Consider the following 17,194-nt stretch of genomic DNA (forward strand, 5'->3'; position numbering starts at 1 on the left):
ACACAATATGTTAAACCATTCAGCGCGTGGCTTAAATTTGCCTGAATTATTTTCAGTATTTACATTTTTGCCCATCATTTTATCAATGGAAATAAAGTCTTAACAATTTAAAGTAGGCAGTTTGTGTTTTGTCGCCTATGATCGGTATTAGATAATAAATGATGATCTTGAGGAACATCACATGGCAAAAACGGCTAGCACACCGGGTCGTCGCTTTATGAAACTTGCCAGTATGACGGCAAGCATTGCTACTAAAACCGTTTCCAATTCCATCCGCAATATCACTGCCGATGAAGAACAGAAAAATGCATCTCGCAGTAAACTTTTTCAGGACATCGGTCTGCAAATTGCAGACACTTTGGGTGAAATGAAAGGTGCGGTGATGAAAGTCGGACAAATTGCCTCGCAGTACAAAGACATTTTTCCACCTGAAGTCGCAAAGGCCATCAGTAAATTACAACGCCAAGCGCCAGCCATGCCCTTTGCTGAAATTAAGGCTCAAGTAGAACAAGAACTCGGCAAACCTCTCGCGCAGATTTTTAAAAGTTTTGAAGAACAACCTTTTGCCGCTGCATCCATTGGGCAAGTGCATAAAGCCGTGTTACCTAATGGTCAGCAGGTGGTGGTGAAAGTGCAATATCCGGGTGTCGAAGAAGCCTGTGAAAGTGATTTAAAACAAGTTCGGCTTGCACTTCGTCTGATGGGCGTATTGAAAATTAATCGGAAGTTACAAGACAAGCTATTTCGTGAAATTCAGGACAGTTTAGACAACGAACTGAACTATGAAATCGAAGCGCAAAACTTAGATGTGGCCCGTGCGTTTCATAGTGCGCTTGATGACAAAATCATCATTCCACAGGTCTATAAAGATTATTCTTCACGTCATATTTTGACTCTAAGTCTAGAGCTTGGCGACAGTATAGAAACTGCCAGCACATGGTCACAAGAAACACGAAATGCCTTGGGAAGACGCTTATTCCGTGCCATTGGCCGTGAAATTTTCTTCCTTAAACGTTTCCACTGTGACCCACATCCGGGCAACTTCGCCTTTCGTGAAGATGGTTCCGTCATCGTGTATGACTACGGCGGTGTGAAAACCCTGTCTCCTGAAATCGTGTCGCACTTTAAGCAATTGATTAATGCTGCACGCAAGCACGATATTCCACTGATGGAACAGCAACTCGATGCCCTACATTCCCTCAATGAACTCGGTAAATTCCCTGCGGACTTGTATGAACAATGGCTGGAAGTACTGATGCGTCCGCTGACCACACAATATGACTTTGCTGAAAATTCAGCGCACCATGACGGGGTAGAATTAATTAAGCCATCTCTTAAATACTGGGATGTGTTTAAACCGTCACCGGATACCTTGATGGTGAACCGGACTGTTTCAGGACATTATTGGAATTTGATTCATTTGAAAGTGAATGACAATCTCAATGATCTTTTTGATGAGTTGGTCCCACCTAGCGCTTAAGGGAGCGTAAAGCGCTAATTGCCTGATGAGTTTCGGGCAATATTTGCATTTTTAATTGTTATGTTATAACATTTCTTTAATCAATAAATTTAAGGAACAGAAGAATGCGTGCCAACATCCATCCCGAATACCGTGAAGTGCTCTTTCATGACACCAATGCCAATGCCTTTTTTGTGATTGGCAGTACCTTAAGCACCAATCAAACCAAAGAGTTTGAAGGCAAAACTTATCCATATGTGACGCTCGATATCTCAAGTGCATCACATCCTTTTTATACAGGTGAACAACGTCAAGTAAATAATGAAGGACGTATTGCGAACTTTAATAAACGCTTTGCGCGTTTCAAACGCTCACAATAAGTTCAGTTTCGATTAAGTTTTTGCTTTTAAAATTAAAGCATTGAAGAAGTTCAGGGTTCCCCTCCTCCAGCCTGAACTTCTTTTTTTATGTCTGAAATTTTGAGGTTTTCAAGCGTTGTTTTAAACATCTATTTTTAAAATCGACTGAAATAAGTAATATCCCAGCCCCAATACGATGACACCAATCACCACACTGGAAATGGCATAACTAAATGCCAACCCACTTTGCCCTTGTCTAAGCAGTTGAAAGGTTTCTAAGCCGAAACTCGAAAAGGTGGTAAAGCCGCCTAAGATCCCGACCATAAGTAATAAGCGTGCTTCATTTTGTAGAACGGGATATTTTTGGCTAAATGCAAAAAACACACCTGCACAAAAGCAACCTAAAATATTCACCCACCATGTTGCCCATGGAAAGAGCACGGTTGGCTTAGCCAATAACAGTCCTGCCGCATAGCGAAGTGTTGCCCCAATTGCGCCGCCACATGCGACCAAAAGCCAGTTCATAGTTGTCCTACTTCAACATCATTGGTATCTACAATTTAGGCAACAGACTGCCTAAGGTCGCCCTTCAATATACACGCATTTAATTTACGCAAATAGTGTTAAATGTTTGGGCCAAAGCTTGCTATAGTCTGCAACACTTTGCGGTATTTTTTATTGAAAGAGGACATTATGGCTCAGGAATTATTAGATCAACTTCAAGCAGGGACTGCGAAATTTTCAGATGTGATTGCATTTATTGAAGCGCGTTATAACCACACAGCAACCGCTTTTACCAATGGCAAACAAGCCAATGCAGCAACTGAAAACCAAGGCAGTGCCAAAGTATTTTCTTTTGCCCAATTGAATGGTCTAAACCAAGCTGAAACCTTAAGTCTTTTTGCTGAACATTATGCTGCTGTATTGGCAACACCAGACGCAACTGACCACCAAAACATTCGCCAATTTATGCAAAATGGTTGGGAAGGTATTCAATTTGACGGTCAAGCACTCAGCGCGAAATAAAGCTTAGGTGGACGTTCTAAATCAGCTCGTCTGCCATAAAAAAGCCAGTACAAATACTGGCTTTTTTATCGTTCATCATCGGTTCAAATCAAGACACTCGAACTCTACAAGTCCATTCAGCCATCGCGGTTTTTTCCCAAGCTCGTGCATGCTTCAAATGTAGTAATTCCTCACCTGCAGTTGTTGCAGTAAAACGATAAGTTTTTTGACCGCCTGCGCCTAGCACTGGTGTCGCATCTGCAGCAGCTTGTTGTTGAGCTGACTGAAACACTTCTTCAACTTTAAAAAGTTTCGGTTGCTCAGCCAAAGACCATACATAACCAGTACTTGGATTTTCGTTTAACAGCACTTCTAAAGTCTGTCCACGATCCATCTCAAGCAAGGTCGGACAACTTTGCTGTTCAGTAAATACATGGGTTTTCCCATCTACAGTTGAACTCATACTAGTACATCCACCAAGCGCCAAACTACTCGCCATCATTAGACTCAAAATAAACTTTTTCTTTATCGTCATTTTCATCATCAAATTATTTTACCTTGAATCTAATGCACACCGATTTCAAATACGATCTCGATGCAATCGAAGTTTAGCCTTTAACTTTTTCAATCCACTGAATCGAACTGACACGAAAAACCTCACAAGCCCCATCACCCGTATCTGTTGGGGTCAAAGATGAAGTCCAAACCAAATCTTTGTCTTTCACCTCAACCAAATCCCCTTTTAAACGCACAAGATCACCACGTTTTACTTGAGTAATTTGTTTCGCAATTTGCGGGTTTGCAGGAATGATGTGCATATTCGACACCATCATCATGGCTTGCTTTTGCGGTACAGGAACGCGATCCATTTTCCAATTTAAGAAACGGTCATATTGATTGACTGAAATCGTACGAGCTATTTCTGGCTCTGCAAATAAACCCCAACTGACCGCATAATCGATCGGAGAAAATTTTGCTTGTTCATCTGTTTGATAGGTTTTTGAACCTAAAATTCGGAAATCACCTTTAAATTCTTTCAAGGTAGAAATTGACTGGCCTTTGGCAACAGGTGCTAAGCCTTTGGCAATATTATAATCTGAAGACGCTTGGACACCGACATTCAATAAAAAGCCTGCAAGCACAGTACTTAATGCAATTCGCTTGATCATCGCGTTATCCTCTTACCCTGTAATACTTCACATTACTCAATTTTCATTCTGCAATTGAGCCGACTTCATCTATACATAATGCCCCAACCTGAACATGAGCTTAAAATCCCGTAGGTTGAGCGTGATGAATGTCGTTTTTACTAGTTGTAACTCTATATTACGCACACAGTCTGCATAAACCTTATGAACTTGGTAACAAAATGCTGTTATTCAGTCAATTGGCCCATATCCACGCCCTACCACATGATTTAGAATTAAAAAGACATGATTTACACTTTTAAAAAAGCCAACAACAATACCCGCTATGATTTATAAATTTTATCAACAACACATTTTTCCGCATCTTTTAAATCAAGTCATGCAAGTACCGAGCCTGATGAATAAACGACGCGAACTCCTTTTAGCCGTGTCTGGTGAAGTACTCGAAATTGGCTTTGGTACAGGTTTGAATTTAGCGTTTTATCAAAATGTTGATACGGTTTTTGCCCTTGAGCCCAATCCTGATATTTTTCATTTAGCTGCTGAACGTGTACATGCGGCACCCTTTGAGGTACAGCATATTTTAGCCGGTGCTGAAAAATTACCCTTTGCAGATGAAAGTCTAGATCATGTCGTGAGTACATGGACCTTATGCAGCATTGCCGATATTGAAACTGCGCTTGAAGAAATCTACCGTGTCCTTAAACCAACAGGAACATTTCATTTGGTTGAGCATGTACAACACAATGAAAATGGGAAAATTAAGCAGTTACAACACTTATTGACGCCCATTCAAAAGAAAGTCGCGGATGGCTGTCATCTGGATCGTAATATGCAAAAGTTGCTTGAAGATGCCCAGTTTGAATGTTTTGAAACGCAGTATTTTGATGCTGAAGGCATTCCAAAAATTGGACAGCGCATGTTGCTCGCCCGCGCACGGAAGTTGAGTTAAAGCTTCCAAGGCCATGTTTAAGCAAAATCAAATCTAGTTAAAAGTACCTAGTCTTTGATTAATCGAATGGCATTAATTTTTAGGATATGACAGGGCTTTTTATTCAACACATTAAAGGTGCTATACGACTTCCCTGTTTTGATGGAATGCACATCCACCCATTCACCCAAAATCTCCACGCGATCACCTGATTTTAAACGCCGAATACGATTTGCGACATCTTCGGATTGAGCAATCACACTAACATTTTGCAATTCGGACTTGAGCTGTTCAATTTGTGTCGAGGGCGCGTCTTTCGCTTGCACACTAAAACAGCGGTTCTGCTGAGACCATTCAAGATGATATTTTAAAGACTGGAAATCATTTGCGCCTGAACCCAGTAGCAAATCAATATTGCTGACATACGCCAAGTCTTGAAAGCCACCCACCACGGTCGGTGCGGCCGGATGTAATGTACGACTACTGGCACTGTAGTAGCGTTTATCCAACAGCAAATATTCACCGGAAAATGCCTGAATCGGTGTGACCTGAAAATTTTTCAGCACACCAGTTTGCTCTAAATGTGGAATGGCACGAAAATATTCAGACCATATCCACAGCATGAGCGCAAAAACGGCTGCAGTCGCTAAGAGTTTTTCCATGTGGATATTCTGTCCTTATTACTTTTCGACGGTTCTGAGCCTGAATCACGCGAGCTTAAATATGCTCAAAATCAATTCGGATGGTTTCAAAACGCACTCGCCCTTCGGCAATGGCTTGAGCAATCGCTTGTTGCCCTTTGGTCAAACGTGCGCCACCACTTTTAATATCAATCAGCACCACTTCGATGTCTTCAGCGAGTCCATCACCATCACGAAAGTCGGTATAGCCATCAAAAACCACATAATCGATCGGGTCACCGAGAAACTTTGCATCGCTAGGTAAATATTGAAATTCGGGCATGATCGGCGCCATTTGTTCGGCCATTTTGCCTTTTAAAACAGCACGACTGGTATTTACACTGCGTTTTTGTGCATGGGCCAAGGCCTGCTGATGTTCCAATTCTAGTTCTGCAATATATTGCTCGTATTCTGCCTTAATCCTTCCATTGCGACTGCCACTTAAAATTAAGGTGGTCAGTACAATCCCAATACACGCGCCAATGAGCATGGCCATCCAGACAGACATTTAAAATTCCTAATCTTTTTAATATATTACAGCGAAACCTATAGAAAAAACTTAGACTTTGGTTCTTTGTCATATTCCCCGCATTAAACAATGATATGCTAGGGATGAGCAGAATAAAATCTATTTAGGTCGATGAAAACGATATTAATTGCCAATCAAAAAGGTGGTTGTGGCAAAACCATCACAGCAATCAGTTTAGCCTCTGCACTTGCGCAAAAAGGCTATAAAGTGGCCTTGGCAGATGCTGACAATCAAAAGTCTGCACGTCAATGGCTCAAACAGCGCCCAGAGACTGCCGCCCCAATTCAGAGCCTAGATTGGCGTCATGAAAAGTCGATTGGTGATGTGCCGAAAGGGATTGAATATCTGATTATCGATGCACCGGGTGCGTTATCGGGTGAACATGCAGATCAGTTGGTGAGTGAAGCCCATGCCATCATTACCCCACTGCAACCATCTTTCTTCGACATCGACTCGACCCGTCGTTTTTTAAAGCATTTGCAAGAAATTAAACGAATTCGTAAAGGTAAAGTCCAAATCCTATTGCTGGCTAATCGTGTCAAACCCAATTCTGCTCATTCCAAAGAAATTCAAGATTTTTTCAATAAAGTTGAACAACAGCCCGTTGCTTGGATTTCTGAACGTACCGCTTATGGTCAACTTGCCATGCAAGGTCTTTCGGTTTTTGACAAAACGCAAAAATTGTACCTCGGTATGCAACAACAATGGCAACCTGTGCTCAATGCCATTATTGAAGACGAAGCCGAGTGGTTTTAACCCATCATTCCACATTTTGTTGATATAAAGGCCAATCTTGCAAGGATCTAGCCTGAAAGATATTCACCATAAGTTAACAAGCTCTCGTTTTCGGGAGCTTTTTTTTCGGTTAAGATTGAACACAACATGATGAAAAAATCAGAGCACGCATTGCCAACGTTCGCACCTACATTACAAAAAGTCTTATTGTTCGGATTATTTTTTATCCTGATTTTTTTGAGCTTTAGCGTACTCAAATACTTTATTGTGCCCGTTGTTTGGGCAGCGATTATTGCTTATATGACTTGGCCACTGTATCAATCGGTGCATCGTTTTTGTGGCAATCGTGCAAATCTAAGTGCGGCGCTGATGATCTTACTGGTGGTGCTCGTGGTGGGTCTGCCGGTGATTTTTGCGATCTTCTTGCTACAACATGAAGGCCGTAACTTGTATTTTGAATTACAAAAGCAAGTTTTCTCTGGTCATGTCAATGTGCCTGATTTTATTCGCCAACTGCCGTTTATTGGTAAAGAAGTCAGTCGTACCCTGCATGAGCTGAACAATGACCCGAACAGTATTATTCAATCGGTACAAATTTGGATTCAGGGGCATTTGAACTACGGTAAAGTTTTGGTCGGCGAAGTCAGTAAAAATATCTTTAAGCTGTGTTTTGCCGTGATGTCTTTATTTTTCTTCTATCGTGATGGTCAAACCATTTTAAGTCAGGTCAGTAAAGCCCTCGAAATGGTCATTGGGCCACGTATTCATCATTATCTTGCCACTATTTCGGATACTACACGTGCCGTCGTGTATGGCATCGGTCTTACCGCCATTGCCCAAGCTTTACTTGCCGGTGTGAGCTATTTTGTCGCCGATGTGCCTAACCCGATGTTACTAACCATCATTACCTTCATGTTGGCACTAATTCCGTTTGGCCCACCAATTTCATATACCGCTGTGTCGTTGTGGTTATTTTCACAAGGTCAAACCATTGAAGCCATTGGCGTCATGGCTTGGGGTGTTTGTGTGGTGAGTACAGCCGATAACGTGATTCGTCCTTTAGTGATTTCAGGGGCAACGCAGATTCCATTCTTATTAATCATGTTTGGTGTTTTGGGTGGGATCGCCAGTTTCGGTCTTGTTGGTTTATTTATCGGGCCAGTGATCTTGGCAGTATTGTTAGCCATTTGGCGTGAATGGTTGCATGAAACCCAAATTGAAGCCGTCATGATGCCCAAAGCAACGTTGGCACATAACTTAGACAATATAGATGATAAGCCTGAACAACCTTAATTCAGGCTTGAATTCATTAAACAAATATTACAATCAAATACTTAAATTATCTGTCATCCTGTATTCGCATCTGTTTCAATGGTTGAAACTCCATAAAAACAGACAGGATGCCAAACATGTCTTCACTATTTAAATTCGGTGCGCTTGCTGCGGTCAGTGCCCTGATGTTTACAGGCTGTGCGAGTACCTCGACTTCAACAGGTCTGAATGCAAAAACCGTGACGGTCAATGCCGTGACTGCTCAAGGTATTGGTCAAAGCATCGGTCAAATTAACTTGGTTGATAGCCCTGCTGGCTTGGTTATTCATACCAATTTAACCCAGCTTCCTCCGGGTCCACACGGTTTCCATATTCATGAAAAAGGCTCTTGTGCCCCAGCTGAAAAAGATGGAAAAGCGGGTGCTGCTCTTGCTGCAGGTGGTCACTTTAACCCTAAAGCTGCACCTCACCACGGTACACCGCTAACAGGTCACTTGGGTGACTTACCGATCCTTCAAGTTCAAACCGATGGCACAGCAAAAGTGAATTTAATTGCACCGCGTTTGAAATTGGCGGATGTACAAGGCTTAGCCATCATGGTCCATGCCGGTGGTGATAATTACTCTGACGACCCTAAACCTCTAGGCGGTGGCGGTGACCGTATTGCCTGTGGTGTGATTCAATAATCGACCTTGCATATAGATTTGAACAAGCGGACTTTAAGTCCGCTTTTCTATTGAATAAAAATTGACAGTTCACAGAAAAAAGCTCAGTCTAATTTACAAAATCATTCGAATACTTCATAACTCTGTGAACACGCGACTCTCTTGGTTTCAACAGTTTCAATCCAGTGCAATCATTATGTATTGCCTGCAAATTTGTATTGTTTTGAGTGGCACCACGCTCGGATTATATTTTCTCGGTTTTCATAGTTTTATTGTGCCCGTCACCTTAGGTGCGATTGCTACCGCGCTCACGGACTTTGATGACCGACTCAGCATCCGACTGCGTAATTTGCTCTATGTCTGCGTACTCTTCTTTAGTGTCAGTAGTATTTTAGATTTTCTCTTTCCCTATAAGCTGCTGTTTATATTGTATCTTTCACTGTCCAGTGCAGGATTTATTTTATTAGGAGCTTTGGGGCAACGCTATGCCACGATTTCTTTTGGCACGATTTTACTGTCGATTTACACCATGTTCGGCTTGGGCGAATATGACACCTGGTATTTTCAACCCAGTTGCTTTGTTCTAGGGGCCTTATGGTATGGCTTGACCTCGATTCTCTTTTACCTGATTAAACCCACCCTCCCCGTACAGGACAATCTCTCGCGTTGTTTTTTACAAATCGCCGAAGTACTCAATGCAAAAGCACGCTTATTTGACCCAGATAATGTCAACAATGTGGAACACTTACTATATGAATTATCACTCAAAAACAGTGATGTCATTCCGAGTTTAAACACGACCAAAGCTTCTTTACTCACCCGTTTAAAAGCCTCAAGAGCAAATAAAAACACCATCTACTGGCTGAATTTATATTTCTTGGCACAAGATATTCACGAACAGGCCAGTGCGAATTATTTACACTACGAACAAATTCATCAAAATTTTAGCCGTACCGATTTAATTTTCCGTTTTCAAAAAAATATCCGATTACAAGCGCAGGCTTGCCAACAGTTGGCCTACTGTATTTTGCACCGACAGCCCTATCAGCCTGATCCCATTACAGCGCAAGCACTGGCACATTTACATGCCTCTTTGCAGGAGTGGATGACCAATAATCCGCAAAATATAGAAGTAAAAAACCTACAGCTGATCTTGAGTAATTTGGACAGTGTGCAAGAACGTTTTTCGCATGTGCAGGATTTAGATCATTCACAGCAACAGGCTTATCAGCAGCATATCGATAACCTCAATTTACTCGATGACGATATTCACGGCTGGCGTGACTTATGGCTCAAACTGAAACAGCATTTGAGTCCCGAGTCTGCCTTATTTCGCCATGCTGTTCGCATCGCTTTTGTCTTTGCTATGGGCTATGCCATTTCGCTACTGCCCTTTGCAAAAAATGGCTACTGGATATTATTGACCAGTTTATTTGTCTGTCAGATGCGCTATTTTGCGACCAAAAGTCGTTTAAAAATGCGGACTTTGGGAACCATATTAGGGGTCTTACTTGGCATTCCTATTTTGTATTTTGTGCCAAGTGTCGAAGGTCAATTGCTACTGACAATTATTTTTGGCGTATGCTTTTTCTATCTGAGTGCCAAAAAATATGCCATGGCGACCCTCATGGCAACCTTAATGGTCTTGCTGATTTTTAATTTAAAAGGCGCAGGTTATGCGGTTATTTTACCGCGTATCGTTGATACCCTACTCGGCTGTTTTATTGCATGGTTCGCAGTCAATGTCATCTGGCCAGATTGGGACTTTCGCAATATTTCCAAGACCATTCAAAAAAGCTCTGCTGCGACCCTGCATTATTTTGATGCCGTGGTTGAGCAATATCTCCATGGGAAAACCAATAGCATTGATTATCGGCGTGCCCGTCGTTCAGCCCATAATGCTCAGACTGAACTATCGAGCATGATTTCAAGTTTAAGTACCGAGCCTGAACCCGACCAAACTTTGATTCAACATGCTTTTCGCTATTTGGTCTATAGCCATAGTCAGCTCAGTTATATTTCTGCTCTGGGGAGCCACCGTGAACAGGTACAAGACCAACAAGTCCTTGAACTGCTGCAATGGTGTCAAAGCACCTTAGACGAGGTCTTAATTCAGCAAAAACCGCTCAACCCTGAGAAAATTCAGCAAAAACTTTTCGAAATTCAAACACTCAGCACTGAAGAAATGCGGTCTAATCACCTACAACTGGTGCTCAAGCAGATCAGTTTATTATTAGAAACATTAGCCGAACTGATTCAGCTCAGAACACAGCTAATTCAGGCGGAAATTAAATAAAATCATTTGGGACTCTTGATGAAAATGCTTAGTTTCGGTCTTAAACGCCTCATATTAACCACGATTGTGGCGACCTCATGTTTAGCTGCTTCTTCTGTTTTTGCAGCACCGACAGCACAAGATTTGAAGCGTATTCTGGAATGTCAGGCCGATTACGACACTTATCATGATACTTTGCTCGACTATGATAAGGCTCTGGGGCAATTGGGTTGGAAACGCCATGATGACCCACATCAACCGTTTATTTATATCTATAAAAATAAGCAGGCTGTTGAATTTTTTGGCATGCCGACCCAAGAAATTGGCCTGTCTTCAAATGCAGTATTCGCGATCTATCGCCAAGCCGATGTGAAAAAACTTGCCCAAAAATATGGTATTGAACAGCATCCGATGTTTGCCAATATGCCGTTTTTCCGTGGTGAAAAAATCCTACGTACGGAAGCTGAAACGGATGATCTGCATGCGATCAATCACAAACTAAGCCTGTCTGAAATGACCGGAAAAAGCCCGATGATTTTACTCGGCTGTAACTATGAATTTGATCAGGGTTCGATTGAGGATGCCTTAGCGGATCTTGAGGATTAACCCGAGCAGACGACTCAGAATTAACTTTAAAAACATTTACTTAGATTCAATATGCAGATCAATTATTTCAACAGGAACGCTTCGTTCCTGCTGTGCTTTCAGGTACACTCAAGACTGAAATCACTTTGAATTTAGACTTCGCATGAATATCAAGACCTTACGCTTTGTGGGCCTACTCGAAGGCATCTCCTTTTTATTATTATTGTTCATTGCTATGCCAATGAAGTACCTGATGGATAATCCAATATTGGTCAAATACGTCGGTATGGGACATGGCGTCTTGTTTATTGCCTTCTTGGTGGTGCTATTTGTGGTCTGTGAAAAGCAAAAATGGTCGCTTAGCGTATTTCTAATGGGCCTGATTGCATCGATTTTGCCTTTTGGCCCGTTCATTTTCGATCGCAAATTAAAAAATGCAGAACAACCTGCAACATCAAATTAAGACGGGATACAACAAATAAAAAAGCCCAATGTTGTTCTACACAGCATTGGGCTTTTTCTATAATGGCATGAACTCGAATTTAAAATTCACCCGACAATTGACGTTGTCGTATAATATCTCGCACCACCAAGCGTGGTAGGCTGAACCACAAGATAATGAGGGTAAAGCCTGCCAAACTATAGGCCCAAAGGCCGAAGTTTTCATACAGCACGCGAACAATTTCGATCACGGCAAAAAACGTCAGCATCATGATTACAGACACTGCCGCAGCCACTGTGCCCTTCGACATTTCAGACGACATTAAGGCAAAACGATAGAGCACAGAAAAGCTAATCCCTTCACCAAAACTGACCAAACTCATGCCGAAAATGAGAAAGGTCAGAAAATAACTTTCAGTCATCGTCCCAATCACCACGAGGCTCGTCCCGAGTAGCATCAGCGGTAGCCCGATCATCACAGAATGACCTAATGGCAGTTTGTCGATGATTTTAATCAGGACAATATTACCGAGGATCAGACCGCCCAAAACAGGAAACTGTGCCATGCCATATTGCATGCTACTCAATCCTAGCTGCTCCACCAATATCACCGGAGATAGCGCAATCCATAGCATCAGTGGCATTGCCACCATCGGTAGACCCAGTGTCAGTGCCAAAAAGCGTTTGTTTTTTAACACCTGTTTAAAGTCATCAATGATATAACCCACCGGTTGCTTGGGGATGCTGATGTGTTGAGTCGGCATCTTGGCTTTTAAACCAAACCAACTCAGAAAAGATAGAAATGCGATTCCTATGAAGCCCCAATGCCATGACACATGATCAATCATAAAAGCACCGAGGACGGGACCGATCAGTGGCGCTAGTAGTGAAATATTCGCCATGATCGCCATGACTTTGATGGCATCTCGCTCTTCAAAAGTTTCCTGAACAGCAGCATAGCCCACGGCTGAAATAACCGACAAGCCAAAACCTTGTAAAAAACGCAAAGTTAAAAAGCTTTCGATATTATGTGTGAGCAATATCGCTAAACAGCATAAGCTAAAGAACGCTACACCACCCAATAGGACTTTTTTACGGCCTAACCGATCTGACAATGGCCCTAATATTGCAGCGACACAAGCACCTCCCAATAAGTAAAATGACATCGACGAGGGTGCCCATGCACTACTCACACCAAACTCTTGGGTAATCGCAAGCATGGCGGGTTGCACTAAGTCGTTGCCGATATAGACAGAAAATTCAAATAAAACCAGTGCCAAGGGAAACATTAAGGTGGCACGACTTAATTTTGTGGTTTGTACGTTTTGCATTGTTATCTACATATCAAATATGTGCTGTCGAGCTTGAAATGACAAATAGGGAGAGACACTTCAGCCCAATGACGAGCACTGTAATATTAATTTTAAAAATGAATTTGCGGCGTATCCGCCATATGTGCGTCGTATTCACAAGACGCTAGATAGAGATAAAATGAACTTCAACGAACCGATCTGTCGGTTTGAGTCCGACTATTTTAACAGTGTTTGCTGGCGTTGTATTGGTCTTTTTAAACTACCGCTTTTATGGTTTTTCATTGTATGCTTTTTGGATAAAGCGACCTTGTTTTAGGTCCTCATAAGCTTGCATGACTTCTGCAAAATGATTCATCACAAAATAACCTCGCCCATAGATGGGCTCATTTAAAGGCTGCGCTGATAAATACAACATGTGGCTATCTTCGACAGCCGTCAATTCGACATTTTCACCTCGGCTCGACATGACTGCCATATGCTGTGCATTTAACGGTTCATCTGTTTCAGTAAATTTCAGTTTGCCTGAGCGTAAATATACCAGCGTGGTATCCCCTTCTTGTGCAGGTAGTGTGATACTTTGATTGGCACTGACAAAGACATCAAATACTTGCATAGGTGTATGTGTTTCTGCGGGGCCTTGGGCTGTTAAATATTGCCCTGCAATGATCCTTACATAACCAGCATCTTGGGCTAAATCGACCTTTGGAATATTGGCTTTGGCTAAGCTCTGATAGCGCGCAGGATTCATTTTATCTTTAGCAGGTAAATTGACCCACAATTGCAATATTTCAAATGCTCCGCCCCGCTGTGCAAAGGCATGGCTAAAGACTTCTTCGTGTTGTATGCCTGAAGCAGCAGTCATCCACTGCACATCGCCCTCACAAATGACACCACCGCCGCCAGTCGTATCATGATGTTCAAGTTCACCTTTAAACACTAAGGTGACGGTTTCAAACCCTCGATGTGGATGTTCCAGCACACCTTTTTTCAGTTTGGTTGGTTGCAGTACTCCAGGCCCTAAATGGTCGAGCAATAAAAACGGCGAAACGGTATTACCCAATTCATAATGGGAAAATACTGATGTGACCGGAGCAAAGTCACCAACGGGTGAACCTAAGTCATTGACGTGAATAAAAGCGAGGGTTTTCATCATAAATTTGAAATCTGATCATGATTTGAATTCGGTTCAATATTATTAAAAACTATACGAACTCACGAGAAAATTTTTAGGATTGAATATTCTATGTTTAGGATGAAAATTAAGATACGCGAAAACTCATCCGCAACTGTCCGAGTCAGGACACATTCAATATGTAAAGTTTCTGCGACCTACACAATTGAAGATGGTATTTGACGAGTTTTGCGGATGAAAGATGGTTTTGCTACTTTTGCCGAAACAAAAGTAGATACGAGCTCCAATCATCGAATTTAAAATGAAATGACCCCGTCATGCTGAACATTTAATAAGAAATTTAGACCTTAACTTTTTATAATTTAAGGACACTTCGCCGACTGGAAAGTCTTAGTATTTTTACCACGTTGGCACTGATATTCCTTTTGCGTATTTACACGCTGCCAGTCACCATCCACCAATCTAAAACTATAAATAGTACGAATTGATTTCACCGAATCATCCATCAAACCCGTTTCCGTCACTTTCACCTGCCCCGCATTTGGCGACTCGACACGGTTAAAGTACTGACGAATTTCCACAGTCGACAGCTCTTTACGTAAATCAGGACGTTCTTTTAATACCTGATCGAGTGGCGTAGCAGAAGAACCGACTTTAGACACAATTTTCTGCGTTGTCGCACAACCCGCCAACATCCCCACACACAATGCAGACACAGCAATTAAACGATACATAGAAGCAACTCAAATTTATTATTCAGACCTATCATGCCGAACATTTGTCCAAAACACTATTTAAGCAATGTAAAAGAAGTACCCCATTCCACAAAATCAATGTGCTGTTTCTCATCCATAGGCGGCTACAAAGTCGTGCTATAACCATAAAAAAACGCATCTGAAGATGCGTTCTAGTACGTCTTTAAAAAATTAAAGATCGAACAATTTACCTGGGTTCATAATCGCATTTGGATCGAATACTTTTTTCAATGCTTTCATATATTCGATTTCTTCTGCTGAACGTGTGTAATCGAGGTAAGGCTTTTTGGTCATACCCACGCCATGTTCTGCTGAAATTGAACCGTCATATTTTTTCACAGTTTCAAATACGTATTTATTTACCACTTGGCATTTTGCAAAGAATTCATCTTTACTTAAATCCGCAGGTTTCAAAATATTTAAGTGCAAGTTACCGTCACCAATATGACCGAACCAGCAAATTTCAAAGTCTGGGTAATTCGCTTCCACAATTGCATCAATTTCTTTAATAAATGCAGGCACATGTGTAATCAGAACTGAGATGTCATTTTTGTATGGTGTGAACGGTGCGATTGACTCTGAAATGTCTTCGCGTAAACGCCATAAGCTATGTACTTGGTCTAAGCTTTGGCTCATCACGCCATCCAGTACCCAACCTTGTTCCATGCAATGTTCAAAAATTTCCATTGCCGCATCCATGATCGGTTCAAATGGTGCTTCAAACTCAAGTAATACATAGAACGGACATGGTGTTTCAAACGGACGTTGCACATGACCATTGTCCAATACTTTTTGCATCGCAAGCTCACCAAAGAACTCAAATGCAGTCAGGTCGATTTTCTTTTGGAAGGCATGTAGAACAGGCATAATCGCATCAAAATCAGGCACACCGAGAACCAACACTTGTAAGTCATGGGGTTGACGTTCAAGTTTGATTTCAGCTTCAGTCACTAAACCTAGTGTACCTTCACCACCAATAAATAAGTGTTGAAGTGCATAACCAGTCGCGTTTTTGATCATGCCTTTGTTCAAGCGCAGGACGTCACCTTTACCTGTGACCACAGTCATGCCCAACACCCAGTTACGTGTCATACCGTATTTGATGACTTTAATACCACCGGCATTGGTACCAATGTTACCGCCAATTTGAGATGAACCTGAAGATGCAAAATCAACTGGGTAGTACATGCCTTGTTCTTCAGCATAGTTCTGAAGTTGTTCAGTCACTACACCTGCTTGTACGCGAACCATACGGTCAGCTGGGAAGAATTCCAAGATTTGGTTCATCTTGTCCATGCTTACCACGATTTCACCGTTGGCAGCCACAGCACCCGCAGATAAACCTGTACGACCGCCACTTGGTGTGATCGCTACATTAAATTGGTTGGCAAGTTTTACAATCTGTTGAACTTGTTCTGTGCTTGAAGGGAAAACGACGACCGACGGGTTTGGATCGAAGTGCTTAGTATGGTCACGACCCCAATTTTGGAGACTATCCGCATCGGTTTTAATTCGGCTTTCGCCAACAATAGCGGTCAATTGGGTCAATAACTCTGGGGTTAAAGCGACTGGAGCATTCATCGTTTTCAGACCTTGCAAGAAGTAAACAAGTTTTTTTAAAGGTCCAGACTTCATTCAGTCAAAACTGCGGTAACGCATATTTCAAGGGAAAAAGCCTGAAACAGAGCGCATCAAAATGTCAGGGAATTGGTCATGATGATTTTGAGCGGCTCCATTATAAGCTATAACTGGGCTTTTTTTGACAAAACCCAAAGAAAAACGTGATTTCAAAATGTCACGAGGAATATGGCCAAGTTAATTAGACCAAATCTAAAAAATATTGACTCATCATTCGCCAAAATAGCCATGACGTCGGTCATAAAGGAAATGTATATCAGGCGACTTCCTAT

The 17,194-nt window shown here is 41.9% G+C and carries 19 protein-coding genes; 10 read left to right on the forward strand and 9 right to left on the reverse strand.

Features of this window, described 5'->3' with window-relative positions; all coding sequences use genetic code 11:
- Positions 1-181: 181 nt before the first annotated feature.
- Positions 182-1,480 carry an AarF/ABC1/UbiB kinase family protein gene (locus FTV11_RS04175; RefSeq protein ID WP_180073433.1) on the forward strand — a complete coding sequence of 433 codons (1,299 nt, stop codon included), beginning with the start codon at positions 182-184 and terminating at the stop codon, positions 1,478-1,480.
- 104 nt (positions 1,481-1,584) lie between these two features.
- Positions 1,585-1,839, forward strand: coding sequence for a type B 50S ribosomal protein L31 (locus tag FTV11_RS04180; RefSeq protein WP_078189321.1), 255 nt, complete (start codon positions 1,585-1,587; stop codon positions 1,837-1,839).
- 120 nt (positions 1,840-1,959) lie between these two features.
- Here the strand turns inward: FTV11_RS04180 and crcB are convergent, their stop codons facing one another.
- On the reverse strand, positions 1,960-2,343 hold the full coding sequence (crcB, locus tag FTV11_RS04185; RefSeq protein WP_078189322.1) for a fluoride efflux transporter CrcB: 384 nt from the start codon (positions 2,341-2,343) through the stop codon (positions 1,960-1,962).
- A gap of 168 nt (positions 2,344-2,511) precedes the next feature.
- Between crcB and FTV11_RS04190 the strand changes: the two genes are divergently transcribed.
- Positions 2,512-2,844 (forward strand): HopJ type III effector protein, encoded by a 333-nt coding sequence (locus FTV11_RS04190; RefSeq protein ID WP_078189323.1) that lies wholly within the window; start codon positions 2,512-2,514, stop codon positions 2,842-2,844.
- Between the two features lie 88 nt (positions 2,845-2,932).
- Here FTV11_RS04190 and FTV11_RS04195 read toward each other — a convergent pair whose 3' ends face one another.
- Both FTV11_RS04195 and FTV11_RS04200 read right to left on the reverse strand, forming a co-directional pair.
- Positions 2,933-3,358 (reverse strand): protease inhibitor I42 family protein, encoded by a 426-nt coding sequence (locus FTV11_RS04195; protein WP_257223161.1) that lies wholly within the window; start codon positions 3,356-3,358, stop codon positions 2,933-2,935.
- Positions 3,359-3,431: 73 nt separating this feature from the next.
- The gene (locus tag FTV11_RS04200) at positions 3,432-3,992 is read right to left on the reverse strand and encodes a hypothetical protein (RefSeq protein ID WP_111884184.1); all 561 of its coding nucleotides are present in this window, start codon (positions 3,990-3,992) and stop codon (positions 3,432-3,434) included.
- 304 nt (positions 3,993-4,296) lie between these two features.
- On the opposite strand from FTV11_RS04200, the gene FTV11_RS04205 reads away from it, so the two are divergent.
- Positions 4,297-4,923 carry a class I SAM-dependent methyltransferase gene (locus FTV11_RS04205; protein ID WP_180003403.1) on the forward strand — a complete coding sequence of 209 codons (627 nt, stop codon included), beginning with the start codon at positions 4,297-4,299 and terminating at the stop codon, positions 4,921-4,923.
- 47 nt (positions 4,924-4,970) lie between these two features.
- Here the strand turns inward: FTV11_RS04205 and FTV11_RS04210 are convergent, their stop codons facing one another.
- Both FTV11_RS04210 and FTV11_RS04215 read right to left on the reverse strand, forming a co-directional pair.
- Complete coding sequence (locus FTV11_RS04210) at positions 4,971-5,564, reverse strand: hypothetical protein (RefSeq protein ID WP_180073434.1); 594 nt, start codon at positions 5,562-5,564, stop codon at positions 4,971-4,973.
- Positions 5,565-5,619: 55 nt separating this feature from the next.
- Positions 5,620-6,090: a Holliday junction resolvase-like protein gene (locus FTV11_RS04215; protein ID WP_078192492.1), complete on the reverse strand. Its 471-nt coding sequence runs from the start codon at positions 6,088-6,090 to the stop codon at positions 5,620-5,622.
- A gap of 132 nt (positions 6,091-6,222) precedes the next feature.
- Here FTV11_RS04215 and FTV11_RS04220 point away from each other — a divergent pair, with 132 nt between their 5' ends.
- From FTV11_RS04220 to FTV11_RS04245, 6 genes are all read left to right on the forward strand, one after another.
- Entirely contained in the window at positions 6,223-6,867 is a 645-nt protein-coding gene (locus FTV11_RS04220) for a ParA family protein (protein ID WP_078192493.1), read from the forward strand.
- Positions 6,868-7,017: 150 nt separating this feature from the next.
- A complete protein-coding gene (locus FTV11_RS04225) occupies positions 7,018-8,139 on the forward strand; it encodes an AI-2E family transporter (protein ID WP_180026123.1) in 1,122 nt (373 codons plus the stop codon).
- A gap of 116 nt (positions 8,140-8,255) precedes the next feature.
- Complete coding sequence (gene sodC / locus FTV11_RS04230; RefSeq protein ID WP_078192494.1) at positions 8,256-8,804, forward strand: superoxide dismutase family protein; 549 nt, start codon at positions 8,256-8,258, stop codon at positions 8,802-8,804.
- A gap of 124 nt (positions 8,805-8,928) precedes the next feature.
- Positions 8,929-11,079 (forward strand): YccS family putative transporter, encoded by a 2,151-nt coding sequence (gene yccS, locus FTV11_RS04235; protein WP_373685401.1) that lies wholly within the window; start codon positions 8,929-8,931, stop codon positions 11,077-11,079.
- Between the two features lie 18 nt (positions 11,080-11,097).
- The gene (locus FTV11_RS04240) at positions 11,098-11,664 is read left to right on the forward strand and encodes a hypothetical protein (protein WP_180049227.1); all 567 of its coding nucleotides are present in this window, start codon (positions 11,098-11,100) and stop codon (positions 11,662-11,664) included.
- A gap of 142 nt (positions 11,665-11,806) precedes the next feature.
- On the forward strand, positions 11,807-12,106 hold the full coding sequence (locus FTV11_RS04245; protein ID WP_078189335.1) for a DUF3817 domain-containing protein: 300 nt from the start codon (positions 11,807-11,809) through the stop codon (positions 12,104-12,106).
- A gap of 79 nt (positions 12,107-12,185) precedes the next feature.
- Here the strand turns inward: FTV11_RS04245 and FTV11_RS04250 are convergent, their stop codons facing one another.
- The 4 genes from FTV11_RS04250 to FTV11_RS04265 all read right to left on the reverse strand — a co-directional run bounded on the left by FTV11_RS04250 (position 12,186) and on the right by FTV11_RS04265 (position 16,865).
- The gene (locus tag FTV11_RS04250) at positions 12,186-13,415 is read right to left on the reverse strand and encodes an MFS transporter (RefSeq protein ID WP_180073435.1); all 1,230 of its coding nucleotides are present in this window, start codon (positions 13,413-13,415) and stop codon (positions 12,186-12,188) included.
- Between the two features lie 250 nt (positions 13,416-13,665).
- Positions 13,666-14,547, reverse strand: coding sequence for a pirin family protein (locus FTV11_RS04255; protein ID WP_180073475.1), 882 nt, complete (start codon positions 14,545-14,547; stop codon positions 13,666-13,668).
- A gap of 344 nt (positions 14,548-14,891) precedes the next feature.
- Positions 14,892-15,263 carry a hypothetical protein gene (locus tag FTV11_RS04260; protein WP_078192499.1) on the reverse strand — a complete coding sequence of 124 codons (372 nt, stop codon included), beginning with the start codon at positions 15,261-15,263 and terminating at the stop codon, positions 14,892-14,894.
- Between the two features lie 192 nt (positions 15,264-15,455).
- Positions 15,456-16,865: an FAD-binding oxidoreductase gene (locus FTV11_RS04265; RefSeq protein WP_180026080.1), complete on the reverse strand. Its 1,410-nt coding sequence runs from the start codon at positions 16,863-16,865 to the stop codon at positions 15,456-15,458.
- Positions 16,866-17,194: the final 329 nt, after the last annotated feature.

It is taken from the genome of Acinetobacter sp. YH12231 (assembly GCF_013417755.1).
Taxonomy (GTDB): Bacteria; Pseudomonadota; Gammaproteobacteria; order Pseudomonadales; family Moraxellaceae; genus Acinetobacter; species Acinetobacter amyesii.